The organism is Microbispora sitophila, from assembly GCF_014892245.1.
In the GTDB taxonomy this organism is placed as follows: Bacteria; Actinomycetota; Actinomycetes; order Streptosporangiales; family Streptosporangiaceae; genus Microbispora; species Microbispora siamensis.
On the sequence record NZ_JADBGC010000024.1, the window covers coordinates 52,454 to 76,719 of the forward strand.

At 66.4% G+C, this 24,266-nt stretch carries 29 protein-coding genes and 1 tRNA gene; 11 read left to right on the forward strand and 19 right to left on the reverse strand.

Annotated features, from left to right (window positions below; genetic code table 11):
- The first annotated feature begins 104 nt into the window (after nucleotides 1–104).
- Nucleotides 105–1,295 (forward strand): sensor histidine kinase, encoded by a 1,191-nt coding sequence (locus tag IL992_RS34705; protein ID WP_193207549.1) that lies wholly within the window; start codon nucleotides 105–107, stop codon nucleotides 1,293–1,295.
- Nucleotides 1,292–1,981, forward strand: a complete 690-nt coding sequence (locus IL992_RS34710; protein WP_193207550.1) for a response regulator — start codon at nucleotides 1,292–1,294, stop codon at nucleotides 1,979–1,981. Before IL992_RS34705 ends, IL992_RS34710 begins: the two co-directional genes overlap by 4 nt.
- A 92-nt stretch (nucleotides 1,982–2,073) precedes the next feature.
- Here IL992_RS34710 and IL992_RS34715 read toward each other — a convergent pair whose 3' ends face one another.
- Nucleotides 2,074–2,721, reverse strand: coding sequence for a copper chaperone PCu(A)C (locus tag IL992_RS34715; protein WP_193207551.1), 648 nt, complete (start codon nucleotides 2,719–2,721; stop codon nucleotides 2,074–2,076).
- A 257-nt stretch (nucleotides 2,722–2,978) separates the two neighbouring features.
- Between IL992_RS34715 and IL992_RS34720 the strand changes: the two genes are divergently transcribed.
- From IL992_RS34720 to IL992_RS34730, 3 genes are all read left to right on the forward strand, one after another.
- Entirely contained in the window at nucleotides 2,979–3,461 is a 483-nt protein-coding gene (locus IL992_RS34720; protein ID WP_030510364.1) for a CarD family transcriptional regulator, read from the forward strand.
- A 17-nt stretch (nucleotides 3,462–3,478) separates the two neighbouring features.
- Complete coding sequence (gene ispF, locus IL992_RS34725; RefSeq protein WP_079316180.1) at nucleotides 3,479–3,940, forward strand: 2-C-methyl-D-erythritol 2,4-cyclodiphosphate synthase; 462 nt, start codon at nucleotides 3,479–3,481, stop codon at nucleotides 3,938–3,940.
- Nucleotides 3,941–4,132: 192 nt separating this feature from the next.
- Entirely contained in the window at nucleotides 4,133–4,402 is a 270-nt protein-coding gene (locus tag IL992_RS34730) for a GlsB/YeaQ/YmgE family stress response membrane protein (RefSeq protein WP_193207552.1), read from the forward strand.
- Between the two features lie 126 nt (nucleotides 4,403–4,528).
- Here IL992_RS34730 and IL992_RS34735 read toward each other — a convergent pair whose 3' ends face one another.
- Nucleotides 4,529–6,043 (reverse strand): DUF2637 domain-containing protein, encoded by a 1,515-nt coding sequence (locus IL992_RS34735; RefSeq protein WP_193207553.1) that lies wholly within the window; start codon nucleotides 6,041–6,043, stop codon nucleotides 4,529–4,531.
- Nucleotides 6,044–6,349: 306 nt separating this feature from the next.
- Here IL992_RS34735 and cysS point away from each other — a divergent pair, with 306 nt between their 5' ends.
- The 3 genes from cysS (at nucleotide 6,350) to IL992_RS34750 (ending at nucleotide 8,848) form a co-directional block, all read left to right on the forward strand.
- Nucleotides 6,350–7,744: a cysteine--tRNA ligase gene (gene cysS / locus IL992_RS34740; RefSeq protein WP_193207554.1), complete on the forward strand. Its 1,395-nt coding sequence runs from the start codon at nucleotides 6,350–6,352 to the stop codon at nucleotides 7,742–7,744.
- 22 nt (nucleotides 7,745–7,766) lie between these two features.
- Nucleotides 7,767–8,726: a 23S rRNA (guanosine(2251)-2'-O)-methyltransferase RlmB gene (gene rlmB, locus IL992_RS34745; RefSeq protein WP_193207555.1), complete on the forward strand. Its 960-nt coding sequence runs from the start codon at nucleotides 7,767–7,769 to the stop codon at nucleotides 8,724–8,726.
- A gap of 49 nt (nucleotides 8,727–8,775) precedes the next feature.
- A tRNA-Thr gene (locus IL992_RS34750) sits at nucleotides 8,776–8,848 on the forward strand.
- A 77-nt stretch (nucleotides 8,849–8,925) separates the two neighbouring features.
- Here IL992_RS34750 and IL992_RS34755 read toward each other — a convergent pair.
- The 17 genes from IL992_RS34755 to IL992_RS34825 form a co-directional block, all read right to left on the reverse strand.
- Nucleotides 8,926–10,161 (reverse strand): site-specific integrase, encoded by a 1,236-nt coding sequence (locus IL992_RS34755; RefSeq protein ID WP_226874291.1) that lies wholly within the window; start codon nucleotides 10,159–10,161, stop codon nucleotides 8,926–8,928.
- On the reverse strand, nucleotides 10,161–10,343 hold the full coding sequence (locus tag IL992_RS34760) for a helix-turn-helix domain-containing protein (RefSeq protein ID WP_193207556.1): 183 nt from the start codon (nucleotides 10,341–10,343) through the stop codon (nucleotides 10,161–10,163). The genes IL992_RS34755 and IL992_RS34760 overlap by 1 nt, the downstream gene beginning before the upstream one ends.
- Nucleotides 10,333–11,733, reverse strand: a complete 1,401-nt coding sequence (locus IL992_RS34765; RefSeq protein WP_193207557.1) for a replication initiator — start codon at nucleotides 11,731–11,733, stop codon at nucleotides 10,333–10,335. Before IL992_RS34765 ends, IL992_RS34760 begins: the two co-directional genes overlap by 11 nt.
- Nucleotides 11,730–11,966, reverse strand: a complete 237-nt coding sequence (locus IL992_RS34770) for a hypothetical protein (protein ID WP_193207558.1) — start codon at nucleotides 11,964–11,966, stop codon at nucleotides 11,730–11,732. Before IL992_RS34770 ends, IL992_RS34765 begins: the two co-directional genes overlap by 4 nt.
- A gap of 127 nt (nucleotides 11,967–12,093) precedes the next feature.
- Nucleotides 12,094–12,234, reverse strand: coding sequence for a hypothetical protein (locus tag IL992_RS34775; protein ID WP_193207559.1), 141 nt, complete (start codon nucleotides 12,232–12,234; stop codon nucleotides 12,094–12,096).
- A gap of 100 nt (nucleotides 12,235–12,334) precedes the next feature.
- Nucleotides 12,335–12,460 carry a hypothetical protein gene (locus tag IL992_RS47940; RefSeq protein WP_264295152.1) on the reverse strand — a complete coding sequence of 42 codons (126 nt, stop codon included), beginning with the start codon at nucleotides 12,458–12,460 and terminating at the stop codon, nucleotides 12,335–12,337.
- Between the two features lies 1 nt (nucleotide 12,461).
- Nucleotides 12,462–12,662, reverse strand: a complete 201-nt coding sequence (locus IL992_RS34780; protein ID WP_193207560.1) for a hypothetical protein — start codon at nucleotides 12,660–12,662, stop codon at nucleotides 12,462–12,464.
- 119 nt (nucleotides 12,663–12,781) lie between these two features.
- Entirely contained in the window at nucleotides 12,782–12,955 is a 174-nt protein-coding gene (locus tag IL992_RS34785) for a hypothetical protein (RefSeq protein ID WP_226874292.1), read from the reverse strand.
- Nucleotides 12,952–13,095 carry a hypothetical protein gene (locus IL992_RS34790; protein WP_193207561.1) on the reverse strand — a complete coding sequence of 48 codons (144 nt, stop codon included), beginning with the start codon at nucleotides 13,093–13,095 and terminating at the stop codon, nucleotides 12,952–12,954. Before IL992_RS34790 ends, IL992_RS34785 begins: the two co-directional genes overlap by 4 nt.
- A 200-nt stretch (nucleotides 13,096–13,295) precedes the next feature.
- Nucleotides 13,296–13,802: a Pycsar system effector family protein gene (locus tag IL992_RS48635; protein ID WP_193207562.1), complete on the reverse strand. Its 507-nt coding sequence runs from the start codon at nucleotides 13,800–13,802 to the stop codon at nucleotides 13,296–13,298.
- Nucleotides 13,799–14,497 (reverse strand): NUDIX domain-containing protein, encoded by a 699-nt coding sequence (locus tag IL992_RS34800; RefSeq protein ID WP_193207563.1) that lies wholly within the window; start codon nucleotides 14,495–14,497, stop codon nucleotides 13,799–13,801. The genes IL992_RS48635 and IL992_RS34800 overlap by 4 nt, the downstream gene beginning before the upstream one ends.
- 15 nt (nucleotides 14,498–14,512) lie before the next feature.
- A complete protein-coding gene (locus tag IL992_RS34805; RefSeq protein ID WP_193207564.1) occupies nucleotides 14,513–14,671 on the reverse strand; it encodes a hypothetical protein in 159 nt (52 codons plus the stop codon).
- A gap of 9 nt (nucleotides 14,672–14,680) precedes the next feature.
- Nucleotides 14,681–14,998 (reverse strand): hypothetical protein, encoded by a 318-nt coding sequence (locus IL992_RS34810; RefSeq protein WP_193207565.1) that lies wholly within the window; start codon nucleotides 14,996–14,998, stop codon nucleotides 14,681–14,683.
- Between the two features lie 20 nt (nucleotides 14,999–15,018).
- The gene (locus IL992_RS34815; protein WP_193207566.1) at nucleotides 15,019–15,726 is read right to left on the reverse strand and encodes a DUF2637 domain-containing protein; all 708 of its coding nucleotides are present in this window, start codon (nucleotides 15,724–15,726) and stop codon (nucleotides 15,019–15,021) included.
- A gap of 112 nt (nucleotides 15,727–15,838) precedes the next feature.
- A complete protein-coding gene (locus IL992_RS34820) occupies nucleotides 15,839–17,008 on the reverse strand; it encodes an FtsK/SpoIIIE domain-containing protein (protein ID WP_226874293.1) in 1,170 nt (389 codons plus the stop codon).
- A gap of 4 nt (nucleotides 17,009–17,012) precedes the next feature.
- Complete coding sequence (locus tag IL992_RS46870) at nucleotides 17,013–17,240, reverse strand: hypothetical protein (protein ID WP_226874294.1); 228 nt, start codon at nucleotides 17,238–17,240, stop codon at nucleotides 17,013–17,015.
- A gap of 99 nt (nucleotides 17,241–17,339) precedes the next feature.
- Nucleotides 17,340–17,693: an SCO3933 family regulatory protein gene (locus IL992_RS34825; RefSeq protein ID WP_193207567.1), complete on the reverse strand. Its 354-nt coding sequence runs from the start codon at nucleotides 17,691–17,693 to the stop codon at nucleotides 17,340–17,342.
- A gap of 145 nt (nucleotides 17,694–17,838) precedes the next feature.
- Here IL992_RS34825 and IL992_RS34830 point away from each other — a divergent pair, with 145 nt between their 5' ends.
- From IL992_RS34830 to IL992_RS34840, 3 genes are all read left to right on the forward strand, one after another.
- Complete coding sequence (locus IL992_RS34830) at nucleotides 17,839–18,603, forward strand: GntR family transcriptional regulator (RefSeq protein WP_193207568.1); 765 nt, start codon at nucleotides 17,839–17,841, stop codon at nucleotides 18,601–18,603.
- A gap of 22 nt (nucleotides 18,604–18,625) precedes the next feature.
- The gene (locus IL992_RS34835; protein ID WP_193207569.1) at nucleotides 18,626–19,279 is read left to right on the forward strand and encodes a YdcF family protein; all 654 of its coding nucleotides are present in this window, start codon (nucleotides 18,626–18,628) and stop codon (nucleotides 19,277–19,279) included.
- Between the two features lie 1,116 nt (nucleotides 19,280–20,395).
- Nucleotides 20,396–24,247: an NACHT domain-containing protein gene (locus tag IL992_RS34840; protein ID WP_193207570.1), complete on the forward strand. Its 3,852-nt coding sequence runs from the start codon at nucleotides 20,396–20,398 to the stop codon at nucleotides 24,245–24,247.
- The last annotated feature ends 19 nt before the right edge of the window (nucleotides 24,248–24,266 follow it).

Genomic DNA, 24,266 nt, shown 5'->3' on the forward strand with positions numbered 1-24,266 from the left:
GGCCGCCACGCTACGCGCGGGTCGATGAACGAATCCCGACCGCCGGATGAACTTTTCCGGAAACAGGGGCGTCGTGCCAGGTCGGACAGGTGGAAGAACCAGAAATGCCGCCTAGGCTGCTGAATGTGAACGAGTTGCTGGCGAGCCTGGCGGCGATGGGCGGATTCGTCCTCGGCTCCTTCGTCATGCTCGCGATCCGACGGCAGACGGACAAGCCCCGAGCACCGGAACCGGTGGACGACGGCCTGCCTCCGGGGGTGGCGTCGGTGCTCGCCGTGCTGCCCTCCTCGGCGGTCGTCCTCGACCGCGAGGACCGGGTGCTGCGCGCCAGTTCGGCCGCGCGCGCCTTCGGCCTCGTACGCGGAGAGTCCCTCATGGCAGCCGAACTGCTCGCGCTGGCACGGAAGGTCCGCAGGGACGGGGAGATCCGCGAGAGCGAGATAGAGACCGCCGGTCGCAAGTTCGGGCAGGAGTCCACGTCGTTCGCGGTGCGGGTCGCTCCGCTCGGCTCCCACGGACAGGTGCTCGTGCTCGCCGAGGACCAGACCGAGCGGCAGCGGGTCGAGGCGGTGCGCAGGGACTTCGTCGCGAACGTCAGCCACGAGCTCAAGACGCCGGTCGGCGCGCTGAGCCTGCTCGCCGAGACCATCCAGGACGCGGCCGACGACCCCGAGGCCGTGAAGCGGTTCGCCGGTCGGATGCAGCACGAGGCCGCCCGTCTGACCTATCTGGTGCAGGACCTGATCACGCTGTCGCGGATCCAGGGCGGCGAGCCCATTCCGGCGCCCGCGCAGGTGCCCGTGGACGAGACCGTCCACGAGGCCATCGACCGGTGCAACACGAAGGCCTCGGCGAAGGACATCACGCTCGTCGCGGGCGGCACGGAGGGCCTGAAGGTCTGGGGCGACGAGGAGCTTCTCGTCACCGCGCTGCGCAACCTCATCGACAACGCCGTCGCCTACAGCCCCGAGCACACCCGTGTCGTGATCAGCGCCAGGCCGGCCGGGAACGCCGTCGAGGTGAGCGTGAGCGACCAGGGCATCGGCATCCCCGAAAGCGCCCAGGAGCGCATCTTCGAGCGGTTCTTCCGCGTCGACGCGGCCAGGTCCCGGGCCACCGGCGGCACCGGGCTCGGCCTCGCGATAGTCAAACACGTGGCCGTCGCCCACGGCGGCGAGGTCGCGGTGTGGAGCAAAGAGGGCTCCGGTTCGACCTTCACTCTTCGCCTTCCCGCGTTCGGCGGTCAGGCGGTCCCCGTACCAAGCACGACCATCCCCCAGGAGGCCGCTAAGTGACTCGGGTACTCGTCGTCGAGGACGAGGAGTCGTTCTCGGACGCCTTGTCGTACATGCTCAGGAAAGAGGGGTACGAGGTCGCGGTGGCGGCCACCGGCCCCGAGGCATTGGACGCGTTCGACCGCAACGGCGCCGACCTCGTCCTGCTCGACCTGATGCTCCCGGGCCTGCCCGGAACCGAGGTGTGCCGCTCGCTCAGGCAGCGGTCCAAGGTGCCGGTGATCATGCTGACCGCCAAGGACAGCGAGATCGACAAGGTCGTCGGCCTTGAGCTGGGCGCCGACGACTACGTGACCAAGCCGTTCTCGTCCCGCGAGCTGGTGGCGCGCATCCGCGCGGTGCTGCGCAGGCAGGGCGACATCGAGGAGGTGGAGTCGGCCGTCCTGACCGGGGGACCGGTCCGCATGGACGTCGACCGGCACATCGTGGCCGTGCGCGGCGAGCAGGTGCAGCTCCCGCTGAAGGAGTTCGAGCTGCTCGAGGTGCTGCTGCGCAACGCCGGGCGCGTGCTGACCCGCGGCCAGCTCATCGACCGGGTCTGGGGCGCCGACTACGTGGGTGACACCAAGACGCTCGACGTGCACGTGAAGCGGCTGCGGGCCAAGGTCGAGGCCGACCCGTCCAACCCCCGCTGCATCCTCACCGTGCGCGGCCTCGGTTACAAGTTCGACCCCGCTGACGACTGAGTCCGTACGGCCTCGTACGGCTCGCGCGGACGTACGCATGAAAGGAGCCCCTGTCCGGCCGGACAGGGGCTCCTGGGCGTCTACGCGGCCCGCTACTGGGCGTCCGCGGCGGGCGACTCGGACGCGGCGCCGGTGGTCTCCGGGGTCGCGACGTCCGACGGCGCCGGGCTCCCGGTGGCGAGCGGCGAGGCCGCGGGCGCGGCCGTCGGCGCGGGCGGCAGCGTCGCGAACTCGCGGCTGCGGGCGACGACCGGCACGGTGAGCGCGACGTCGCCGGCGTTCTTGAACTGGAGCGTGAGCTTGATGCTCTCGCCGCCGCGCAGCGCCGTCTTCAGGCCCTCGACCGTGACGCCGGGGGTCTTGGCAAGCGTGCCCGGCTGAAGGTCGATGGGGCTCTGCACCTTGACCGAGGTGGCCTTCTGCTCCTCGGGGACGATGCTGGTGAGCTGGTCGGCGGTCCCCGTGCTGTTCAGGAGAGTCAGGTAGAGCGGCGCCGACCCGCCGGCGGCGAGCTGCTGGCCGGAGTCCGGCCCGAGGATGAACGCCTGCGGGATCATGACGCCGTTCTTGCCGTAGGCCTTGCCGGCGCCGTCGCCGTCGTAGAGGACACCCGCCTCGTTCGGGGCGTACGGCACATTGGTGTTGGCGTCGAAACCGGCGCCACACGCGGCCAGTGCAGGGATGGCGGCGGCGAGGAGCGCGGCAATGGCGATCGCCCTGCGACGGCTGCTGCTGGTCACGGTTCGAGGTCTCCTTGGTACGCACGTGTATGGGCAGCAATCACCTTATCCGCGCCGGTCACCGGTCCGGCGTCGGCTCCCGGTCCACGCGCCGCAGCAGTGCAGGTCACCTGCTATGTCCCATATGCCCATTCACAGAGTGAGTGGCTTGTCAAGCCCCAAAACGAGGCTTTGACCTGCAGTTATGTTCCTTTCACTGTTCCGGGAGGCGGTAACCGCGTGGTACCCTGGAGTACAGCGGAAGGGGTACTCGTCACATGACTTTCCAGGTCGGCGACACTGTCGTCTACCCCCACCATGGGGCTGCTCGGATCGAGGCCATCACGACCCGAACCATCAAGGGTGAGGAAAAGACCTACCTGGTGCTGAAGGTCGACAAGGGCGACCTGACCGTACAGGTACCAGCGGAAAATGCCGAGCTCGTCGGTGTGCGCGACGTCGTCGGCCAGGAGGGACTCGAGCGGGTGTTCGACGTGCTGCGTATGCCGCACACGGAGGAGCCCACCAACTGGTCCCGCCGCTACAAGGCCAACCTTGAGAAGCTGGCGTCGGGGGACGTCAACAAGGTGGCCGAGGTGGTGCGCGACCTGTGGCGGCGCGACAAGGAGCGCGGCCTGTCCGCCGGTGAGAAGCGCATGCTCGCCAAGGCACGCCAGATCCTCGTCAGCGAACTCGCGCTGGCCGAGAAGACCAACGAGGACAAGGCGGAGGCCCTGCTCGACGAGGTGCTGAACTCCTGAACATCACATCGCCAAGGGTGGGCGTCGGTGTCGACGTCCACCCTTTCGCATCTGGCAGGGAGCTTCACCTCGCCGGACTGTTCTGGCCGGGGGAGACCGGGCTGGCCGGTCACTCCGACGGCGACGCGGCGGCGCACGCCTGCTGTGACGCGCTGCTGTCGGCGGCCGGGCTCGGAGACGTGGGCGCGCTCTTCGGCACCTCCGATCCCCGCTGGGCGGGCGCCGCGGGCGTGACCCTCCTGGAGGAGGCGGCCCGTCAGGTGCGGGCGGCCGGATTCGAGATCGGCAATCTGGCCGTACAGATCATCGGGAACCGGCCGAAGGTCGCGCCTCGCCGCGCGGAGGCGGAGAAGGCCCTCGGGGCCGCCGCAGGGGCGCCGGTGAGCGTCAGCGCGACCACGACCGACGGCCTCGGGCTCACCGGTCGCGGCGAGGGCGTGGCGGCCATCGCGACCGCCCTGATCCTCCCGGCGGCGTGAATGGTCCGTTCCAATCGGACATGCCAACCTGAATGAGACCCGGAGCGTCTCACTAACACGTGGGCGGCGGCTCGAACCAAGGCGCGGAATCGAGCCGCCGCCCTCTTTTTTCTTTCATGGGACGCATATTTCCGTTCCGTGGGGTATCCGACAGTCCGAGGATGAAAGGGTCACCCTCATCGGGAGGTCGATATGACAATCGAGTCCATTCTCGGCGCCATCGTCATCGGTGCGGTCATCGGCGCTCTGGGCCGCCTGTTCCTGCCGGGCCGGCAGCCGATCGGCTGGCTGCTGACGATCGTCGTCGGCATCGTCGCGGCGCTCATCGGTACCGCGATCGCCCAGGTCATGGGCGTGGCCACGACGGATGGCATCGACTGGATCGAACTGGTCATGCAGGTCGTACTGGCCGTCGTGGGTGTCGGCATCGTCGCCGGCATCAAGCGAGGGTCGCGGGTGTAAGGCACTCGCTCGGTGGGGCGGCCCCCGCCCTCACCCCCTAGCGCGCAGGCCCGTCCGGCTCCCCAGCCGGGCGGGCCTTGCGCGCTGTACGGCCGGCGGCCTCACGGGTGGCTCGCAAGGGCGCTGTCAGGCGGGCGGGCGGGGCGTGCTGCGCATCCGGCCTGACGGAGGCGCCATCGGCACAGTGCTCTCCATCGGCACAGTGCTCTCCCCGGCGCTCTCCGTGCCATCCTCGGCGTTGCCGGCTTCCGGCGCGTCCTGATGGCCGCTTTCCGGGGCGTTCGGCTCGTGCCTTCCGTCCTGCTCGGCCGGGTCGGCACAGTCCTGCGCGTGGGCGGGATCCGGCACGTCTCTGATCTGGCGGAGCGGCTGGGTGTCGACGCCCGCCTCGTCCTCGGGCCGCTCCGGCTCGGCGCCGGCGGGCTCTTCCGGCTTGGGACGGGGGTGTACGAGGACGTCGCCGGTGTGCGGCCGTACGAGATCGCCCCAGCGCACGGGACGGTTCCGGCGGGGCTGCGCCGGGCGGTCAGCCGTTTCAGCGGGAGGAGGCCCCTCTGGGGCTACGGCGGGCTGTGCGGGCGTCTCGGCGGCGACGTGCTCCGCGTCGCGGGCGTGCTCGTCCGCGGCCGTCTCGACGGGCGGCTCCGTGACGGGCGGTTCTGTGGTGTGCGGCTCTGTGGTGTGTGCCTCTGGGGTGACGGGCGGGGTGCGGGGCGCCGCCGTCGGAGGTACGACAGGCAGGACCTCGGGCTCGTCCGGCTCCTGGCCCGGCGTCGTCTCCGACTCGGCCTCGGGGACGGTTTCGGGGATCGCTTCGAGAGGCAGCCGTACGCCGTCCTCGTCGGTGTCGGGGGTGAAGGCGCGCGGTCCGGCCTCGTCCTCGGCCTGCGGAGGGGTGACGGGCAGCGGCGGGGCGTACTCGGGTGGCGCCACGGTCTCGGAGACCGGGCTGACCGGCAGCGGAGGGACGTAGCCGGGAGGCGCCACGGCCTCGGGAACCGGCTGCAGAGGCGGCGCGCCGTGCTCCTCGCTGACGGCGTGCACGGGCGCGGGGCGTTCCCGCACGGCCATCGGATAGGGGGCGGTGACGGCGGCCCGGGGTTCGCGCACGCCGTCGAAGGGCACCAGGTCGTCGTCGGAGTCGTCGTCGCCGTCCAGGTCGGCCCGATTGGTGCGCACGTGCTTCAGCAGGAGCAGCAGCAGCCACAGCCCGATGGCGAGCATCACCCAGGGCAACAGCGCGACGACGAGAGCGGAGGCGTCGGGGTCGAAGGAGACGCCGACGGCGGTCGCGGCGTTCGCGGCGGCGGCCGCCGCCAGGAGCAGGAGCAGGACGAAGCCCGCCTGTAACCGGACCAGGAACCGCGCGCCCCGCAGCAACGGCACGCCGACCAGGGCGACGACCAGCAGAACGTCGAACGCCGCGGGATACAGGTAGGCGAGCCGAGGCTCGGCACGCCCGGAGACGGCCAGAGCCCGCAGGTCGTCGAAGGACAGCGCGCAGGCGACCCCCGCGAGCACCGCGAGGGCGGCGCCCGCGAGGCCGATGGCCAGGCGGCGCAGCACCAGCGGGATTCCGGAGGGGGTGTTTCGGGACGGGCGGGAGGCCGTGCCTGCCGCGCCGGGGGGAGTCACGTCCATGGCGTTTCGAGCCTACAGAATCGGAGTGACGATCGATCGCACCCGCGTGATCACCCGTTTCGTGTCGGAACCGGGGACTCCGCCGGGAACCTCCGGCGCGGTCCCGGCCCGGCGACGCTGCGTGTCCGGCCGGGCCCTGGGGGAGTCATGCGAAGGTCCCGCGGACTGCCGTACAGATCGTTACCCGTTTTGTTTGGGGTCATATCGGGACTTATGTGTCGGAAGTTTCCATGATCGACCACACCAAGCCGTTCACGGGCGCCCAAGTAGCCCTGTGCTGCGCCGTCAGGCGTTAGCCTTTCCTTCGTGAGCCTGCACCTCTACGACACCAGCACGCGTACGGTCCGTGAATTCGTACCGGTCGAGCCCGGCCGGGTCTCGATATATCTGTGTGGTGCGACCGTTCAGGCTCCGCCGCACATCGGGCACATCAGGTCGGGCGTGAACTTCGACGTTCTGCGCCGGTGGCTGACGCGGCAGGGCTACGACGTGACCTTCTGCCGCAACGTCACCGATCTCGACGACAAGATCATCAGGGTCGCCGATCAGGAGGGCGTGCCCTGGTTCGTCGTCTCCGAGCGCAACCAGCGCGCCTTCACCTGGGCGTACGACCAGCTCGGCTGCCTGCCGCCGACCGTCGAGCCCCGCGCGATGGGCCACGTGCCGGAGATGATCGAGCTGATGCGGCGGCTGATCGACAAGGGTCACGCGTACGCCGCGGGCGGTGACGTGTACTTCGACGTGGTGTCCTACGCCGACCGCTACGGCAAGCTCTCCAACCAGAAGCTGGAGAACATGCGGGCGGCCGCCGACACCGACACCGACTCGCTCAAGCGCGACCCGCGCGACTTCGCGCTGTGGAAGGGCGCCAAGCCCGGCGAGCCGACCTGGCCGACGCCGTGGGGCCGGGGCCGTCCCGGCTGGCACCTGGAGTGCTCGGCCATGGCGACCAAGTATCTCGGCGGCACCTTCGACATCCACGGCGGGGGGGTCGACCTGATCTTCCCGCACCACGAGAACGAGATCGCCCAGTCGCAGGCGGCGGGCGACGGCTTCGCGCGCTACTGGCTGCACAACGGGCTGCTGACGCTCGGCGGCGAGAAGATGGCCAAGTCGCTCGGCAACTCGCTGCTGATCCCGGACATGCTGCGCAAGGTGCGCGCGGTCGAGCTGCGCTACTACCTGGTCGCGGCCCACTACCGCTCCGTGATCGACTACTCGGACGAGGCGCTCCAGGAGGCGGCGGCCGGATACCGCCGAATCGAGGGGTTCGTCACGCGGGCGGCCGAGGTGATCCACGACGTGGATGCCGCCGCGCCGCTGCCCCAGGCGTTCGTGGACGCCATGGACGACGACCTGAACGTCTCGCAGGCGCTCGCCGTGATCCACGAGGTGGTCCGCGAGGGCAACGTCGCGCTGGCCCAGGGCAACAAGGAACAGGTCGCCCGGCTGCTCGCCGAGACGCAGAACATGCTCGACGTGCTCGGCCTCGACCCCAGGTCGGAGCAGTGGCGTACGACCGGCGACTCGGGGCTCCGGGAGGTCGTGGACGCGCTCGTGACCGTGGCGCTGGAGCAGCGGCAGGCCGCGCGTGCCCGCAAGGACTACGCGGCCGCCGACGCGATCCGCGACCAGCTCGCGGCGGCCGGGATCGTGGTGGAGGACACCCCGCAGGGTCCGCGATGGGAGCTGGCACAGTAGGCGTGGCCCTACGCTAGAGACCATGGCGGGAAGGGCTTCTGGGAAGCCGTCGAAGAAGCAGGGGCCGGCGAAGGGCTCGGGTGGCAAGGTCAGGCGCTCCCTGGAGGGCAAGGGAGCGACGCCGCCCGCGCACATGCGGCACTGGTACAAGGACAAGGCCCGGGCCGAGCGGATCGAGCGCGAGGCCCGGGGCGGCGGGGGTTCCTCCTCACGCGCGCCGAGCCGTACGCGCCGGGAGGACGCCCCGGAGGTCATCGGCGGCCGGAACCCCGTGATCGAAGCGCTGCGCGCGGGAGTCCCCGCGAACGCGCTGTACGTGGCACAGCGGGTCGACAACGACGACCGCGTCCGCGAGGCCATCAAGATCGCAGCTGACCGCGGCATCGCCCTGCTGGAGGTCAGCCGGGACAAGCTCGACCGGCTGACCGAGAGCACCGTCCACCAGGGCCTCGGCCTGCAGGTCCCGGCGTACGACTACGCGCATCCCGAGCAGCTCGTGGAGCGGGCCAGGGACGCCGCCGAAGTACCGTTGATCGTCGCCCTGGACGGCGTGACCGACCCGCGCAACCTCGGCGCCATCGCACGCTCGGCGACCGCCTTCGGCGCGCATGGGCTGCTCGTTCCGTCCCGCCGTTCGGCGGGCGTCACCGCCGGCGCCTGGAAGACCTCGGCCGGCACTCTCGCGACCCTCCCCGTCGCCCGCGCGTCGAACCTCACCCAGACCCTCCAGGCGTACCGGGAGGAGGGCCTGTTCGTGGTCGGCCTCGACGGCACCGCCACAGTGGACATCGCCGACGTCGAACTCGCGACAGAACCGCTCGTCGTGGTCGTCGGCTCGGAGGGCAAGGGACTGTCCCGCCTGGTCAGGGAGGCGTGCGACCAGATCGCCCGCATCCCCATGAACGCCGCCGCCGAGTCGCTGAACGCCGGTGTGGCCGCCGGGATCGCCCTCTACGAGGTCGCCCGCCACCGTCGCCGGTGATTCCACCGTGACGGTACGGCCCCCGGCCCACTAAACTCGTCTGCAGCAGGCCGCCTTAGCTCAATCGGCAGAGCATCTGTCTTGTAAACAGAAGGTCTGGGGTTCGATTCCCCAAGGCGGCTCGCACGTCAAAGGCCCCTCGCGATCATCGCGGGGGGCCTTTGCGATCTCTGTACAGCAGCGAAATACAGCAACGCCCTCAGGCGCCACCGTCGAGACTCTCACTGAGCCGGTCGAGAGCCTTGCGTGTGGCTGGCGAGGGAATCTGTGTGTAGACGTTCATGGTCAGCGAGATCTGCGAGTGACGCAGGATGCGCATCGCCACGCGCGGGTGAACGTCGAGCGCGGCCAGGAGCGAGGCGCACGTGTGCCGGGTGTCATGGACGCGGATCCGAGGGACGTCGGCACCTGCACAGTGGAGATCAAACGAGCGGTTGAAGTTCCGCGGCTCGATCGGCGTGCCGAATTTCGTGGTAAAGACGAGATCGGAGCCCTTCCACTTCTCGCCTGCCTGATGCCGTGCGTCCTCCTGGACGCGTTGCCGGTGTTGCAACGCCGACACGCACAAGCCGATGAGCGGGAGAGAGTTTTCGGAATCCTCCGTCTTCGTGGTGTCGCGGTGCAGCAGTTGACCGCTGACCCGAGTGAGCTGGTGGTTGATCCACAGTTCAGAGTTCTCGAAATCGACGCTGTCCCACACCAGTCCGAGCACTTCACCGCGCCGCAGGCCCAGCGCGAGGATCAGTACGTACGCGGCATAGAGCGGATCGTCCTTGCCCTTCACGTACTCCAGGAATCGCCGGGCCTCATCAACGCTCCAGACGGCATGACGCTTCTTGCGCTTGCTCTTGGCCTTCGTCGGCAGCGTGGCCAACGTCGCGACGTTCTTCAAGATCAGCTCTTCACGTATGGCATTGCCTAGCGCAGCACGCAGGACACTCCGGATGCCGGCGATCGTGCTGCGGGACGGGTAGCTCTTGCAGCACTGCCCCTTGGAGCAGCACCGTCGCTTGGACTCCGGGCGCTTGTGATCCTTCTTCTGATCACAGCAGGTGCAGAGGGTCGTCAGGCTGTTAAGCCACGTCTGTACGTCGCGGACGGTGAGCTTGTCGAGCCGTTTCTTCCCGATGCCAGGGATGATGTAAAGCCGTACAAGCGGCTCATAGGCGACATAAGTTGTGGGCTCGCGGTTGGGCTTCACGACCTCGGCTAGCCATTGCGTCAGGTACGCCGACACAGTGGGATGCTTCGTCGGCACCGGCCCCTTGCCCGCCAGCTCGTGAAGCTTGAGCCACTTCTCGTGGGTCTCCTCGCGGGTCTTTCCGTACGCCCATTTGCGGGTCCTCTTGCCCTCCGGGGTCGTGACCCAGACGTAGCCCGCCCAGCCGTCTTTGTATGGGAAGACGGAACCCTCTCCGTTGGCACGCTTGCCCATCAGGCGGCCTCCTCGCACAAGCGGGTCACGTACTCCTCCAGCGCGGCAACAGGAATGCGGCGACAGCGAGTGCGGACGACGACCGAGCGAAGCTCACCAGACCGAATCAGGCTGTAGATCGTCCACCGGCTGACCTTAAGCACGGCCATCGCTTCGGGGACGGTCAGCAGATCAGGGGCCATCGCGGTCCTCCCTACTCATCGAGACGGCCAATGCGGACTCGCCGGGGGTGTAGCCCTGGCCGGCGAAGGCCCAGTGCGCGAGTACGAGGGTGGTGTCGGGGTCGTAGGCCCAGCCGGTTTCGCGGAGCTGGGCGTGGCGATAGTCGGCACGTTCCTGCCGGATCTTGCCGAGGGTGGTGGCGTAGGCGCGGGAGCGGGTGGAGAAGTGGCCGCGGAAGCCGAGCATGTGTGCCCACTTGCGCAGCTTGAGATCGAGCAGTTCGGGGTGCGTGATGGGGTCGCCGAGGGTCCAGGCGGTGCGGATCAGTCGGGCGGCGTGTTCGCTGGCGCCCTTGTCGCGCAGGTGGATCAGGTCGTGGGAGCGGATGCGCCGGTCCAGGGTGCCGGCGGATTCGGCGGCTTTGGTGGCGTACTTGGCGACGTAGCCGGCGACCTTCTGCTCGGTGAGCTGGTCGGTCTCCCCGTCGGGGTCGAGGTCGGCGGGGTTGATGAGCTTGACGTCTACCTGATCGCCCCAGCGCAGGTCGAGGGTGGGTTGGCCGAGGTCGGGGGCGTCTATGTGGACCGCGGCGGCGGCCGAGCGGATCGCGCCGTCGAGGAGTTGCACGCTGGCCCAATCCGGCGGCGGGATGGGGGTGGTGTCGTCGGGGTCGTCGGGTCGGCCGTCGAGGCGGATGATGGCGTGGAAGTGGACGACGCCGCGGGCTTGGTATTCGGCAACCTTGGCGAAGGACACTTTGACCTGTCTGTTAAACGCTGCCTGGCTCATGCCGGCCGCTGCGGCGAGGTGGCGGCGTAGGTAGATGGTGAATCGGCGCCACAGATCCCCAGCATGGGCGTTCCACAGCACGTGCGCGACGTAGTCATAGCTGTCGGGGTCAAGCGGTTGCCCGATGCGCGGATCATCGGCGACGTGGCGTTCGAAGCAGGCCGGCCCCGTCCGGCGCGGGTGGCAGACCTGCGGGGCGCCGCTCTTGCCCGGGCCGCGGTGCACAGGACCGAAGGACGGGGCGGTCAGCGTGGCGAAGACCCGCGGATGGGTGCGGACGGTTTCGGGAACGCCCTTGGTGCCGCCGATCAGGCCGGCGCGGATCAGGTGGAAGGTGTCGGCGCGGTAGAGCTCGGCGCAGGAGGGGCAGCGGGAGGCGCGGCGGTTGCCGCAGCGGACGAGGAGCTGCCCGTGCGGCTCGCTGCTGGTGGTGTAGGTGTGCAGGACCTCACCCGTGCCCGCATCCACGGTGAGGGCTTCGCCGGTGAGGCGGATGGGTTCGGTGCAGCCGCGCAGGCGGGCGACCTGGTCGAGCCAGCGGGTGAGGTCTTTGCCCGAGCAGCGGGCCAGGTCACGGATGACCGGCCCGACCAGCTCGGCGAGCGGCGTAGGCGCGCTCAAGCGGTGATCCTCCTTACCTCGGTGACGACGATGCGGGGGCAGCAGTTGCGGCACTGTTTGTCGAGCGGGAGACGGCGCCCGCAGGCGATACGGGTGCGCAGACGGCCAAGCCGGACGAGAACCGGCGCGAGGCACGGCCCGGACTCCACGGCCAGGACCCGGTTTGTGACTGACCAGGGGCGCTCAGCGCCGGGGGCGTAGGTCTCGGTGACCTGCACCTGGTAGCGGCTCATTTGCGGCCCCGAACGTAGATGCGCCCGGTGGCGTTGCACGTGCGGCAGGGGATTGGGCGCCGGTTGGGGTCGAGGCCGGTGGAGCAGAAGCCGTTGCAGGTGGGGCAGGTGCGGTAGTGGCCGGTGCTCATTGGCCGCACCTGCCGCAGGTGGTCGAGGTGCGGGGGTTGATCCCGCCGCAGCGGCAGACCCAGGTGGAGGCGGTGCCGGGCGGCAGCCAGGGCCCGCCGGAGCGGAGTACGGGCGTGACGGGGCGAAGGTGGCGCATACTGGTGTCTCCTTGCTGTGAGGCGAGGGAGACGCCCCGCGGGACGGCGGTGCCGGCAAGCTCGTGCCGCCCCGTGGAGGCGTCGCATCCGGGATGCGGTTCAGTCGTGGTTGTCGATGCCGGTGCCGTCGCAGTCGAGGCACCGCTGGTTGTCGGCGTCGATTCCGGTGCCGTTGCAGGTGCAGCAGCGGTAGGCGTAGGCGGGGAACTGTTCGCGCGAGGTCATGTCAGCGGCCCCCCTGCTGCATCGCGGCGATGTCTTCGGGGCTGAGCTGCTCGTCTGCTTCGACCCGGTTCCGCAGTGCCTTGCGGTACGCCTTGCCGGGGGCCGAGGGGCCGTCGAACTCTCCGCGGCGTGATGCCTTGCGCTCCTCCTTGAGGTACCTCCTCTGCGCCGCGCGCCAGATGTTGATCTCCTTGTCACCCATGGCTGGGGTCTCCTTCCTGATGTCGCGAAATTGGTAGGGGGACAGCGGGTTTGCTGCGTGCCCGCCCGAGGCTCAAACTCGGGTGACCGCCTGACGGTCGGGCTGATGACTGATCACGGTCATTCGGTGCGGGGGTGGGTTCCGGTGCCGTCGCAGGTGAGGCAGGCGGCGTACTGCTCGACGGTGCGGCGGCGCAGGCCACGGCCGAGCACCATCGCGGTCAGGACTTGGCGCTCGCCGTCGCAGTCGGGGCAGGTCTCGGGCGCCTTGGGCGTGCTGGCGGTGGGGGTCACAGTTCGCCCCGTCCGGCACAGGTGGGGCAGGTCTGGCGGGTCTCGATGATGACGGTCTGGCCGCCGCGCTTGACGGACTTGAGGACACCAACGGTGCGGTAGCCGCGGCAGGTGCCGCAGGTGCGACGCTGAGACTTCACAGGGGAACTCCTTGTCACAGGTGGGCGGGATCGCAGGTCAGCAGTGCGGGACGCCGCCGGGGCAGTCGCACACGGTGTCAGCGGGGTCATCGGTGGACCATCCGCACAGCACGCACCAGGCAATGACCTGGTAGTCCTCGTGTTCACCTCGTGCCATTGCGGGGCTTCCTTTCTGCATGACTGATCGAGATCGAGGGGAGCTAAGCGGCGAGCAGCGCGGCGGCCAGGACCAGCAGCGCGACCATGAGCAGGTCCACGGCCAGGCGCAGGCGCCGGTACTTGGTCACGGCCAGGCGGGACAGCAGCCACACGTCCGCGGCCACGTCGCCGGCGGGATCGGTGGTGGTGAGGGTGTGCAGGAGCGCGGCCGGAGAGGCGGCGCGGGCGTGGACGACGAAGCCGGTGCCGCCGATTCGGGGAATGCGGGGGCGGACGGCCAGCAGCAGCACCGCGACTGCCAGCCCGAGCAGGCCGGCCGCAGCCCATAAGCCGGCCAGCGCTACGGTGGGCACACGATTGGTGGAGGTCGCCGCGGTGGTCACGCTGATGACGACGGCGAGCGCGGCGCCAGTCCACCCCAGGAGCAGACCCGCTTTCGCGTCCACCCGGGCCAGCTCAGCGCGTACCAGCGCCGCTTGCTCGTGCAGGTCGGCCAGCGTGGACGAATCGACACCCTGCGGCGTGATCAGCGGCCGGAACCTGTTCACCGCTGCCCCCTGCTGATCGAAGCCGCAGCGCTGGGGGTCAGGGCCTCAGCGAGCATGCCGCGATGGGCCGGGAAGACCTCCCCGCCGAACTTGCGGGCAAGGTAGGTGACGAGGTCGTTGTAGGCGTCGGCCAGGACCCACGCGGCGCGGGCGGCGTCATCGGCGCCGACCACGGTGGGCAGGTGGTCGCGGTGGCGGGTGCCCAGGTGAGTGCGGACCGGCACGGTGACCATCCATGCCTCGTCGCTGGCGCGGGGATCGGGCACATACCGCGGCGGCAGCGCCTCCCAGGTCGAGGTGATGCCGGTCAGTCCGGTCTCTTCGTGCAGTTCGCGGATTGCGGCGTGCGTCGGGTCTTCGCCGGGATCCACGTGCCCGCCGGGCAGCGCCCAGCCGTGGCCGTCGCGGCGCTCCACCATTACCAGCCAGCGGTGGCCGTCCTGGTCGGTGGCGGTGACGATGGCGTCAGCGGCGAGGGCCTCGCCCCAGTGGCCGAGCTCGTTGCGGCCGTAGCGGATGCCGGTGCGCTCACACGGGTTGACCGGGCGGCCGTCGATCACCCGAAACGGGATCGCAGCCTTGGCTTGACGAGGCGCCCAGTCGATCCGTGTCGGGTCGGTTTCCGGGTCGGCCCACCCCTGGCGGACGCCGATGGTCAGCACGTCGGGATGGGTGTAGGTGACTTGGTCACTCACGGGTCTCTCCTCCGGTCAGTTCAGGTGGGTGAGGAAGCCGGCGACGTTGTCCGCGGCGACATGCAGCACACGGACGGAGGCGTTGACGAGGTCGGCGGCCGAGACGGGGCGGGTGAACAGGTAGAACAGGGCGAACAGCAGCAGGGCGCGGGCGGTCAGCTTGCGCAGCATCACGAGGCCACCTCAGACGGAGACGGTGCCGTGGTAGCTCATGAGCGCGTCCCAGTCGCGGGAGGTCTGCTCCCACACCGCGACCGCGCGGTAGTTGATCGGCCCGAAGTCCCGGGCGGTGGTGTAGTTGAGTCCCTCGGAGGTGGGGGCGCCGATCAGGTCGGCGATGCGGTCGATGGTGGCTCGCTGCTGGGCGTCGGTGCCGTCCACGTGGATGGAGATGTCGGCGCCGTAGTCGGGGACGGGGACCTTGGGGTTGTCGGCCAGGAACGCGGCCAGGCGGCGCAGTCCGGCGATGAACTCAGCGCGGGCGGTGGGGTCGGTGGTCATGATGGTTCGGCTCCTTCGGTTCAGGCGGTTCCAGTGGTTGGGGTGAGCTGGTCGAGCAGCTCACGGGCGAGGTCGGGAGTGATTCGCATGCGGCGGACCAGCTCGTCAGCCGGGATCGGCGCGTTGTGCAGGCGGGCGTACTCGCCGGCGAAGTACCGGGCGTCATCGAGCACGGCCGGGTTGATCTCCGGGCGCGCCGGTGATGACGGCACAGGTGCGGGGTTGAGCTCGGCCGGTGCCTCGTGCGCGGTCGGCAGTTCCGCGCGGTCGTCGCCGGAGGTGGCCGGGGTCGAGGGGATTTGGTCGGCGACAAGCTCGCCATCCACGACCGCCGGGGCGGGGGCGTGGCCGGCCCGACGTTCCAGCATCGACATGGCGATCAGGAACGCCCCCGCGGGGGTTGCGGCGACGATCCATCCCCACGCGGAGGGTTCGGCTTCGGCGAGGTTGGCCGCCAGGGTCAGGACGATCCCGCCGGCCAGCACCAGCGACGGCCACGACACCAGACCGCGGCGGCGCCGGCCGGTGCGTTTGTCTCGTTGGATTTCGCGGGCGGCCATGACGCACATCAGGTCGATGCAGACCGCGACTGCCCACGAGCGCCAATCGCTCTGGCCGTGCTTGGCGGCCAGTTTGCTGATGTGGTCGAAGGAGCCCACGGCCGCGATCCCCGCGAGCACGACCACCGGCCCGGAATCGGCCAGCAGCGAGCGCAGACGACGCAACATCACAGGACTCCCAGCAGGTGAGAAGAAGGCGGGTTTTGACATGAGTCGGGTAGGGACCTGGCGTGATTGAGGGCTCACGCCAAGCCCGAGAAGCACTCGAAAGCGAGTGGGGTTAGACGGGGAGGTCTTCCAGGTCCGGTTCGGTGAACTCCTCCACCTCGGAGGGGTCGAGGTCACTGGTCGCGGCGGCGCCGCGGGTGAGCTGGGCCCAGGTGGGGGTCAGGTGGGCGTGCGCTGCGGCGGCGGCTTCGGCCTGTTCCTCGGTCACGTGCACGCTGCGCATGCGGTGCCAGCGGCCTTCGGAGCCGATCACGATGGCGGTTCCCGGCTTGTTCGGGGAGATCTGCCGGGCGGCGACCAGCGCGCCGGGGTCCATGTCGCCGAGCGCCATCTTGGCGGTTTCCTCGTCGTTGACCATGTGGCAGATCCGCCCGGTGAGCTGGGCACGCAGCGCGGTCACCCCCGAGCCGAGGTCGGAGCCAACTCGCTGCCCGCACACCACCAGGTAGATCCCGAAGGCGCGGCCGAGCTGGGCCACCCGCAGCAACCTGGTGGCGACCGCGGACACCTCGTCTTGTTCCTTCTTCTTGTCGGCCATGAGGAACAGTTCGGCGACCTCGTCCACCAGCACGACGATCGGGACCGGCCGCTCGGCCTCGGGCAGGCGGGGGTGCCAGATGTTCTTGACCCGGTGCCGGCGGCACAAGGCCATGCGGTCTTTGATGATGCCGACCAGGTCGGCCAGCAGTTCGGCGCACTCGGCCCGCTCGGTCGCCAGGGCGGACATGCGCGCCTCGTACGGGGTGAACTCCACCCCGCCCTTGAGGTCGAACCCGACCAGCGCGACCGGCTGCGGTGCCAGCCCGACGACGAGGTCGTTGGCGAGGTTGGATTTGCCGGACTGTGTCGCGCCGACGTTCAGCCAGTGCGGCACGGTGCGGAAGTCGACCACGAACGGCGCCCCGGTGTCGAGCAGCCCGACGCGGACCCGCAGCAGCCCATCCGACAGGACCGGGATCGTCACCGAGTCGAGGGGATCGACCAGCGTCGCGACCAGGGTGACTTTGCCGGGCTTCCAGCCGGCCAGCCGCACCGAGTGCACTTTCCAGGCGTGGGCGAGCTTGTCCAGCACCCGCGTATAGTCCTCCGGCGTCTGCCCATCATGCAGGCGGACCGTCACGCGGAAGCCCAGCGAGGTCGGGCGGATCAGCCCGAGCCGCGGAGCCCGCTCCACCTCCACCCGGCGAAGCTTGCGGCGCTGGCCCGTGAGCATCATGACCATCGGGTCAGCCCCCCAGGTAGGGGAAGCCGGGGAAGGTCCAGCGCAACCGCCGGCGACGCCGCGCCAGCCCGCACCCCGAGGCCACCGCCCGCCAAGTGCCGTAGACCATCAGCGCCTTCACCGGGAAACCCAGCACCAGCCAAAACGACACCCGGTGCAGCCGACGCCACACCAGCAGCGCCACCACCACAACCGCGGCGACCAGCGTCGCGCGGATCAGGAAGTCAGCCATACTGGAGTCCTCCTTTCCATCAGTTGATGAGCGGATCGGAGACCCCGGGACGGTCGAAGCCGCCAAGCACAGCCGTCCCGGGACCTACCTTCTGACCGTTCAGACCGCCGGCGCGGGAGCCGGGGCGGGGGCGGGCTCGTTGGCCGGGCGGATCGCCTCGCAGCGAAACCCCAGCCCTGAACGGCCGTTCATCTGCCAGTAGAAGGCCGACAGCCCCACCGGCCGCACCTGCACCCCCTCCGGGATGCGCGGGAAGTCGAGCGAGGGGAACGTGACGTTGATGACCGGGTTACGCCGGTCGTCGTTCGGCTTCGGCAGCAGCGGAATCACGTACAGGTCCCGCCCCTCCGCGTCCTTCTTCACCTCACCCGTCGCCCGATCCACGATCTTCGGCTCCGGCTCACCCGCGACCGTGAACGACAGGCCCGAGATGTCTACAGGAATGTTGCGCACTGTGCCTCCGTTGGACGTTGAATAGAGCTAGCTCTATTAGGCCCTACGGTAGCGGTCGTGCCAATAGAACCGGCTCTATTCGCTACAGGTGTCGTGTTGACGCAGGTAGCGCTAGCCTTATTACGCAAGATCGAGGAGGACCGCCGTGGGAATCGGTTACCGGGAGCTAGCTGCGCTTCTACGCTCCGCTATCGCACGGGGCGACTACCCCCCAGAGAGCACGCTCCCCAAACAAGACGAGATCGCCACCGAGCACGGCGTGAACATCAAGACCGTCCGCCAGGCGATCCAGCTCTTGGAGAGCGAAGGACTTGTAACCGCTATCCGGCGCCGTGGCACCGTCGTACGCAGCCGGCCGCCCATGAAGCGCCTCGGCATCGAGCGCTACGCCAAGAGCAAGTGGAAGTTCGGACTTGTTGCGTTTGCCGCCGACCGGGAAGCATCAGGACGGAGCTGGCAGCCAACCGACCAGACTCAGACCGTTCGGAAAGTTCAGGCAGACGCCGACGTTGCACAAGCCTTGGGCCTTTCCGAAGGCGCTCCCGTGTACGAGCGTGCGCGCCTGGTCAAGGACGGCACGACGCCGACGCACACGCTCACCAGCTACTACCGGCCCGAAGACGTCGAGGGCACGCCCATTGTCGATCCGACACCAGGCCCAGCCGGACGAGGAGGCGGCTTCGCCGTCCTAACCCTGCAAGGACTCGAACCCGACTCCATGACTGAAACCCTCTGCGCACGGATGCCCAGCCCCGAAGAAGCAGAGCAATTGCAGCTACCTACAGGCGAACCCGTCATGGTCCTCACCCGTACGACTAGCACCAGAGAAGGTCGGGTAGTCGAGTTCGCACGAGGAGTCCACGCCGCCTCACACTTCGAGTGGTCCTACTCCTTCAAGATCCCGGACTAGGCAACCGTCCTCGGGAGGACTCATGACCACTGCCATCCCCGACGATCTGCGGGCTGACGTCGAGACCCTGTGGGACTACCACGACATGCACCACGAACGAAGGCCCTGCGATGTGGGGATCGGACTGGGCAGCCACGACCTTGGCGTAGCCACGTTCACCGCCGAACTCTTTCGCGCCGAGATGTTCCCCCTCATCGTGTTCACCGGCGCCAATGCACCCACTACCATCGAGCGCTTTCCCCGAGGTGAAGCCGTCCATTATCGAGAGCAAGCCATCTCGCTCGGAGTGCCGGCCGAGGCGATCCTCATCGAGCCAGCGGCCACAAACACCGGTGAGAACATCGAACTCACTCGACGGCTTCTGACCGAGAACGGCATTCACCCGTCCTCCGTCATGTTGATCTCACGCCCCTACCAGCAGCGCCGGGCATACGCGACGTGCCGCAAGCTATGGCCTGAAGTGGACGTCATCTGCGCATCCAGGCCCCTCCCGCTTGACGAGTACGTGAAGGACATCGGCGACGCCGACCGAGTGATCAACATGATCGTTGGCGACACACAGCGGATCACCGAGTACGCGAAACGAGGCTTCGCCATTCCGCAGGACGTCTCACCAGATGTCGAGATCGCCTTCAAGCGGTTGGTCAAGGCCGGATATACGAGCAGGCTGGTCTAGCAACGCGGGCACCTGTTACAGGTTTCCCTACGTCTTCAAGCCGCCTTCGGCGGGACAGCCCGCACCAGCCTCAGGGAGGGAGAGGGGAGGGGGTGGGAGTCTCAAGAGGGTTCGCGATGGACGATTCAGAGATAGGCGGTGTCCAGAGGAGGGCACCGCCGGGAAGTGAGATCGACACTACGGGGAGCCGCGGAGGTGGGCGACGCTTGCCGGCCCCTGACAGCACCTGGTGAAGGGGCGCGGAGGGGAAAGAGGCACAACGCAGCCCCGAGAAGCCAGTCACGGCCCGCACTTCCAGAACTGCACGCGAACCACATAGCGATCCACTGGGCCGCGCGCCTCGCCTTCTCCGGCGGGCGTGCGGCCTCTTCGGGCCGACCCGCCGTCGAGGCAGGCGCGCACCGCGCCGGCAAGCGGCGCAGCGGTGTGATGGCGGCATAGACGCTAGTGCCGATGAAGAGCCCGCCCCGAGATGCGGTGAGAGTTGGGGAGATGCAGGAAGACCACGAGCAGGCAGCCCAACAAGCAGAGACAAGCCCGGAGACCAGGGGCGACGCTGGCGACAAATGGTGGGGAAGACGGAAGAAGTAGCAGGCGAAGGAGACAGTGGACCACCTTGGGGCTCCGCCCCAAACCCCGGGGCGCTCAGGCTCCGGGATGATCGACTCTGCGAGCAGGAAGCCCGTAGAGGGCTGAGGTGAGTGCCCTGATCGTCCCGCCCGCCATCGACCCGGGCAAGCCCAGCAGACCAGCTCCTACAGGTCAAGCCCGGCTGTGCACGCAGGACAACCAGCGAACGAGGAAGCTCACCGGGAGCATGTACACGCGAAGCCGAGCTTGACCCTCCGTCGCCGGCCCGCTGCCCCTGCGGGGCGGGTCGAAGGCAGACGGGAAGATCAGTAGGAACCGCTGAACTTGTCGCTCCGCTCCTACCCCGGTGGTCAGAACCTCGCCCCCATCTGCCGAGAAGGGCTGCTTGCCATAGTTCTGGAGTAGAGGACATTGCCGACTTGCCTGTAACAAGCCGTATCACTCCTCTAGGATGGGGCCTCTGGCTTTACCGTACCGCGGGCACTGTTCAGAGCTGCACATAGCTTTGCCGGACGGAGCATTAGTTTGAACTACGACCTTCAGCGACTTAGCCCCGGAGATTTCGAGGATTTGGCGCAGTCTCTGGCTATTAATTTTCTCGGTCCGCAGCTAGGTATATTTGGGAGCGGGCCCGATGGTGGTCGGGAAGCAACTTTTGATGGTCCAGTTCCTATCGAAACAGCCTGTGGCCAATGGAATGGCTATGGGGTGCTGCAGGTTAAAGCAAAGGAGGAGTTGACAACTCCTGCCGCGGACGCAGACTGGCTGATAACGGAACTGAAGAAGGAATTTCGACGCTGGAATAAGCCCACGAAATCTCGGATTCCCGAGTATTATATCATAATAACTAACATCAAGCTAAGTGCAGTCGAATTTGCTGGCGGCTTAGACAAAGTGGAACGCGCCTTGGAGTCGCTGGGAGAACCTCTCGGCCTGCGAGGGTATCAAGTTTGGCACTTCGAAAAAATCTGCCGCCTTCTGGACAACGCTGAAAGTGTGCGAAAAACTTATCGCGCTTGGATAACTCCTGGCGACATTCTGTCGAAATTACTCGACGAAATGGATGCACGCAAGGCTCACTTCTTAAGGACCATGGAATCCTTCCTTGCTCGGGAGTTCATGGAGGAACAGAACGTCAATTTGCGGGAATCTGGCTCTGTTGGAGATAATCCCACGTCTCTAGCAGACGTCATGATTGACCTCCCTTTGAAGTCCCGCAAAAAGGCGACGGTATTGAGGACCTTGATTGGTGCTGGTGACCGTTGCAGGCCAAGAGGCCGGGGTGAGGTAAACGAGAAACTCGGCCCAGCCTCATCGACGTTCGGACGATATGTTGTCGTTGGAGGACCTGGGCAAGGTAAGAGCACTGTCAGTCAGTGGCTTTGCCAGGTCTACAGAGCTGCTCTCTTACAGGACCGGCCGGAGCATTATAAGAATCTCCCGGAGCTACAGGGATACATCTCGCGGATGCAATCCCAGGTAGCTGCAGAAAATCTTCCATTCCCCTTGGCGAAGCGTTGGCCATTCCGCATCAATCTAACGCAATTTGCTGATGCAATTGCAGACAACACAGCCTGCTCTCTGCTTGACTTTCTGGCGGCTCGCATCACCAAGCGCATGAGAACGGAGATAAGTGTCTCTGACCTTCAGATGTGGTTAGAGGAATATCCATGGCTCATAGTCTTAGATGGCCTAGACGAGGTGCCGGCTAGTAGTAATAGGGCAATGGTACTTGCTTTCGTGCAAGAGTTTTGGCTCGATGTATCCGCGGTTGACGGCGACGTAATTTTTGTAGCGACAACAAGGCCGCAAGGTTATAGCCACGAATTCTCGCCTGAGTACTACACGCATCTTGAGCTCTCACCACTTGACCGTGCTAGAGCCAGTCACTATTTCACCAGGCTGATCACAGCTCGACTCACAGATACGGATCGTCGTGAGTTGGTCACACGAAGATTCGAGCGAGCCCTTGCTGAGCAGAATACTGCCCATTTGATGCGCTCTCCGCTACAGGTCACAATTATGAGTGTGCTACTGGAGAGAGTGGGTGAGCCCCCGCGAGAAAGATATTCGCTGTTCAAGGAGTACTATCGGGTAATTTACCAGCGTGAGCTGGAAAAGGGGACAATAGTTAGCTCCGCTCTTCGGGACTACCAGACCGAGGTGGACGCAATCCACCATTACTTCGGTTTACAGCTGCAGATGCGCGGGGAAGAGGGAGGCGGATCTGAAGCAGTCCTCTCCGAATCGGACTTCCGTGAGCTCGTCATGAAAAGGCTTTTAGCGGAAGAGCATGAACCGGAGGAAGCGCGGGAGCTGGCGGAAGTTCTTATTCAGGCAGCATTAGAACGCCTAGTCTTCATCGTCCCTAGCCGTGCGGATGGCTTTGGATTTGAAGTACGGTCCCTGCAGGAATTCATGGCCGCGGAGGCAATTGCAGATGGCAGGGACGACGAAATAGTAAGTCGTTTAATTAATATTGGGCCAAGTGATTATTGGCGTAATGTCGCCCTGTTCGTTGCAGGGAAGATTCTCGTTGACCGCCAAGCGCTGAGGCCGCGACTGTTGGAGGTCTTTTCTGAACTCAACACTGGGGCTACAGGCATTGGCCTACAGCGAACAGTTCACGCAGGATCAAATCTTGCTCTGGATGCGCTAGAGGATGGAGCTGCGAATAGACAGCCAGGAACCAAGAGGCTGCTCACAAATGCAGCCGTCGATGTGCTTACACTTCCCCCTAACGAGTTGCAGCGCAAGCTCGCCGCAGTCCATGAAAACCTTCATCTGGGTGTGGTGAACGCCAAGCTAAACGAGGTTCTCGGACAGCAATTCTGGGTCAGCAAACTTGGCGCCTGGAACTACTTGGCTGTATCTGCGGAACAGGGAGATAAGCATAGCCTTGAGCTACTCGAACGAGAGTATCGGCGCACCACAGGTGAATCTTCCCGCAGAGGTATGGCCGCGTTGGCCATGTACACCGGCAGCGAGGCGCTATTGGCCGTTGCGTCCTCGTATCTTGGAGAATGCTCGATAGAGGAGTTTCTGAAGCTCCTAAGTACCGGTTCGCTACGTTCTTCTCTCGACGAATCGCCTCAATATGTGATCATGTCGGACTTTCCGGTTCCTGGCTGGATACTTGAGGTGCTCACTGCCTCGGCATACTTTGTAGATAGAGATGATCTTTCATGTGCGATAAATAACTCGCTAGGCGACGCAACAGGCCTATCAATCCGGATCAATCCTTGTTTCCTTGATGATCCTACTCGGCCTGAGTCTGTGAATGAGGACTACCCCGAGAAATGGCTGCCAGCGAAGAACGCGGCTGCTTTCATTCGTGACCCTTCCGTGGAACGCCTTATTTCCGCGCTTGAATCCTTTGCTGCCTCGCCAGCTCCGTGGCAGCGCCTTCCCGGTCTATTCCCGTGGATACTGCTTGTGGGCCTAGAAGAGATGCGCCGCCGACCAGATCTTACGCCAACACAGGTTGCATCTAATCTTGGCGAGCCTTCTTTATGGCGAGAGTTGGAAAATCGGTGGAGCCTAGGGGTGCATGCTAATGATCTCTCTCGACCTGATCCGGCACTTACCCCATCACAATACGTGATAGAGCAGGGGAAGTTCCCGCTCGAAGCTCTCGTTGGTTATGCGTACACCAGTGGAGAGGAGTCGGGAATTAAAGAGGTTTACCAAGCGCTGAGCGAGAGCCAGCAGCAGACTGACGCACTTTCCTCCATTTGGCACTTTGCGGTTAGGTACTCGAAAGCTGCCCCCTCTGCCGAGCAACTTCGGCTTTCGATAGCGAGGGCATCGGAGAAATGGGCGCCGTCGCCGGACGGTGCTGTGGTGCCGTTGCTAGATATCCCAGAGGGTGTAACCCTCCTGCATGAGTTAGGGCTGAAATGTTCCCTGTATGGGGATCAGCGAGCTGGAGGAGGACTCGCTAACGAGGTCTTCGAACTGTGGATGGAACACCCGCATCTTCTTGGACTCCTGCGCCTAACTTTCTCACTGTTTGGCCCGGCTACCTCCTTAGCTCGCCCGAATAACAAGCTGCACGAGTGCGGGAGTGAGCAGAACCCGGAGATTCGTCTCATTGCTCTTCTTCTACAACTGATGAGTGGGGATGCATTGAGCGATAGGCTAGAAGAGGAGCTGACCGGTGAAATCGCAAATGGCCAGGGTGGGAATTCTGTCGCCTTACAGGCTTTTGCGCTGAAGCTGCCGCTACCTAGGACTATAGAAGAAGAGCGTACTTGGTTTCGCCTCTGTAGCAGCCAATCAGTTCCGTGGCAAGTGAGGTCTCTGCTCCTTAGCCGAGCGATGGAAGCTGTTTCTCAAGAGCGTGTGCGAGCAGCAGGTCTCAACCCTCTATTGTAGGGTAAGTTCCCGGGCTTGC

What these genes read in the sequence shown, in the direction of transcription:
- IL992_RS34705 (WP_193207549.1), top strand. Translation starts at nt 105, where the DNA reads ATGCCGCCTAGGCTGCTGAATGTGAACGAGTTGCTGGCGAGCCTGGCG.
- IL992_RS34720 (WP_030510364.1), top strand. Translation starts at nt 2,979, where the DNA reads ATGACTTTCCAGGTCGGCGACACTGTCGTCTACCCCCACCATGGGGCT.
- IL992_RS34730 (WP_193207552.1), top strand. Translation starts at nt 4,133, where the DNA reads ATGACAATCGAGTCCATTCTCGGCGCCATCGTCATCGGTGCGGTCATC.
- IL992_RS34735 (WP_193207553.1), bottom strand. Translation starts at nt 6,043, where the DNA reads ATGGACGTGACTCCCCCCGGCGCGGCAGGCACGGCCTCCCGCCCGTCC.
- rlmB (WP_193207555.1), top strand. Translation starts at nt 7,767, where the DNA reads ATGGCGGGAAGGGCTTCTGGGAAGCCGTCGAAGAAGCAGGGGCCGGCG.
- IL992_RS34755 (WP_226874291.1), bottom strand. Translation starts at nt 10,161, where the DNA reads ATGGGCAAGCGTGCCAACGGAGAGGGTTCCGTCTTCCCATACAAAGAC.
- IL992_RS34760 (WP_193207556.1), bottom strand. Translation starts at nt 10,343, where the DNA reads ATGGCCCCTGATCTGCTGACCGTCCCCGAAGCGATGGCCGTGCTTAAG.
- IL992_RS34770 (WP_193207558.1), bottom strand. Translation starts at nt 11,966, where the DNA reads ATGAGCCGCTACCAGGTGCAGGTCACCGAGACCTACGCCCCCGGCGCT.
- IL992_RS34775 (WP_193207559.1), bottom strand. Translation starts at nt 12,234, where the DNA reads ATGCGCCACCTTCGCCCCGTCACGCCCGTACTCCGCTCCGGCGGGCCC.
- IL992_RS47940 (WP_264295152.1), bottom strand. Translation starts at nt 12,460, where the DNA reads ATGACCTCGCGCGAACAGTTCCCCGCCTACGCCTACCGCTGCTGCACC.
- IL992_RS34780 (WP_193207560.1), bottom strand. Translation starts at nt 12,662, where the DNA reads ATGGGTGACAAGGAGATCAACATCTGGCGCGCGGCGCAGAGGAGGTAC.
- IL992_RS34810 (WP_193207565.1), bottom strand. Translation starts at nt 14,998, where the DNA reads ATGACCACCGACCCCACCGCCCGCGCTGAGTTCATCGCCGGACTGCGC.
- IL992_RS34815 (WP_193207566.1), bottom strand. Translation starts at nt 15,726, where the DNA reads ATGTTGCGTCGTCTGCGCTCGCTGCTGGCCGATTCCGGGCCGGTGGTC.
- IL992_RS34820 (WP_226874293.1), bottom strand. Translation starts at nt 17,008, where the DNA reads ATGGTCATGATGCTCACGGGCCAGCGCCGCAAGCTTCGCCGGGTGGAG.
- IL992_RS46870 (WP_226874294.1), bottom strand. Translation starts at nt 17,240, where the DNA reads ATGGCTGACTTCCTGATCCGCGCGACGCTGGTCGCCGCGGTTGTGGTG.
- IL992_RS34835 (WP_193207569.1), top strand. Translation starts at nt 18,626, where the DNA reads ATGACCACTGCCATCCCCGACGATCTGCGGGCTGACGTCGAGACCCTG.